Genomic DNA, 2134 nt, shown 5'->3' on the forward strand with positions numbered 1-2134 from the left:
GCCTTTTGTTCCGTCTGGGAATGTTACTGTAATTGTGTTGCCTGGTACACCGATACCTGTTACTGCTGTATCTTCTGATGTTACTGGTCTTACTGTTGGTGCTGCTGGACCAGTTGTATCTGTTACTGTTACTGATGTTGCTGGTGATACGTTACCTGCTGGATCCGTTTCAGTAACTGGTAATACTTCGCCACCTACTAAGTCTACACCTGTTGGAATTGTTACACTCCATGTTCCATCTGGTTTCACAACTGCTGTCCCTGTTGAACCATTCGGGAACTTAACAGTAATTGTATCGCCAGGTGTTCCTGTTCCTGTTACTGCTGTATCTTCTGATGTTACTGGATTTACTGGTGGTGCTGCTGGTGGTGTTACGTCTGATACTGTAACTTTTGTTTCAGGTGATACGTTACCTGCTGGGTCTGTTGATGTTACTGGTAATACTTCGCCACCTACTAAATCAACGCCTGCTGGTACTGGTACTGTCCATGTGCCGTCTGGTTGTACAACTGCAGTACCTTTCGTTCCATCTGGGAACGTTACTGTAATTGTGTTGCCTGGTACACCGATACCTGTTACTGCTGGATCTTCTGATGTTACTGGGTTAACTGGTGGTGCTGCTGGTGGTGTTGTATCTACTACTGGTGTAGTTGGTGCTGTTTCACTTGATGGTTGTGATACGTTACCTGCTGCATCTGTTGATACTGCTGATACTACGTCACCTTCTTTTAATGCTGGTACTGTCACTGTCCATGTGCCGTCTGGTTGCGTAACTGTTGATACTTTCGTGCCGTCTGGTAATGTTACTGTGATTGTACTTCCTGGTTCACTTGTTCCGCCTACTGTTGTATCACCAGCTTTTACTGGATTTACATCAACTACTGGTGCAGTTTGATCCGTAACCGTCACAACAACATTAATTACTTCTGTTGAGCCATCTGGATACGTTACTGTTACCGGAATTGTTACAGGACCTGCTGGTACTGTTGCTCCTGGGTTTACTGTAATTGTTCCATCTGGATTTACTGTCGCCCATGCTGGTACGCCTGCTCCCGGTGTGAATGTTGTTCCTGTTGGTAATGCAGTTCCATCAGCATTGACTGGTGCTGCGATTGTTGCTGAAGTACCTTGAGCTACTGCAGTGTCTACGTAATCTGGTGCGTTATCAACCGCATCCGTTGTACCCACTGTAACGACTACATCAATGACATCTGTTGTACCATCTGGATATGTCACTGTTACTGGAATTGTCACAGGTCCTGCTGGTACTGTAGCATCCGGTTTCACTGTAATTGAACCATCTGGATTTACTGTCGCCCATGCTGGTACGCCTGCTCCTGGTGCGAATGTTGTACCTGTTGGTAATGCCACACCACTTGCATTCACTGGTGGTGCGATTGTTACTGTTGCTCCTGGTTCTACTGTTGTATCTACATAATCAGGCGCATTATTAACAGCGTCTGTTGTACCTACTGACACAACAACATCAATCACTTCTGTTGAACCATCTGGATACGTTACTGTTACTGGAATTGTTACTGGTCCTGCTGGTACTGTCACATCTGGGTTTACTGTAATTGTTCCGTCCGGATTAACTTTTACCCATGCTGGTAATGTTGCTGCATCCGCTGGTGCATAAGTTGTGCCTGCTGGAATCACTTTTCCACTTGCGTCTGTTGGCGCCGGAATTGTTACTGTAGTTCCAGGCTTTACTGTTGTATCTACATAATCAGGCGCTAAATCTACTGCGTCTGTTGTACCTACTGTCACAACAACATCGATTACTTCTGTTGAACCATCTGGATACGTTACTGTTACTGGAATTGTTACAGGACCTGTTGGTACTGTCGCATCTGGGTTCACTGTAATCGATCCGTCTGGATTTACTGTCGCCCATGCTGGTACGACTGCTCCTGGTGCGAATGTTGTACCTGTTGGTAATGCCACACCACTTGCGTTTACTGGTGGTGCGATTGTTACTGTTGCTCCTGGTTCTACTGTTGTATCTACATAATCAGGTGCATTATCTACCGCATCTGTTGTGCCTACTGTTACAACAACATCGATTACTTCTGTTGAGCCATCTGGATACGTTACTGTTACTGGAATTGTCACAGGTCCTGCTGGTACTGTC

Annotated in this window: 1 protein-coding gene; it reads right to left on the reverse strand. The window is 45.7% G+C overall.

Features of this window, described 5'->3' with window-relative positions:
- A partial coding sequence (locus OCL94_RS13115) for a Rib/alpha-like domain-containing protein (protein ID WP_262997368.1) occupies positions 1-2134 on the reverse strand: 2134 nt, incomplete at both ends.

This window comes from Macrococcus capreoli (assembly GCF_025628935.1).
GTDB classification, from domain to species: domain Bacteria; phylum Bacillota; class Bacilli; order Staphylococcales; family Staphylococcaceae; genus Macrococcoides; species Macrococcoides capreoli.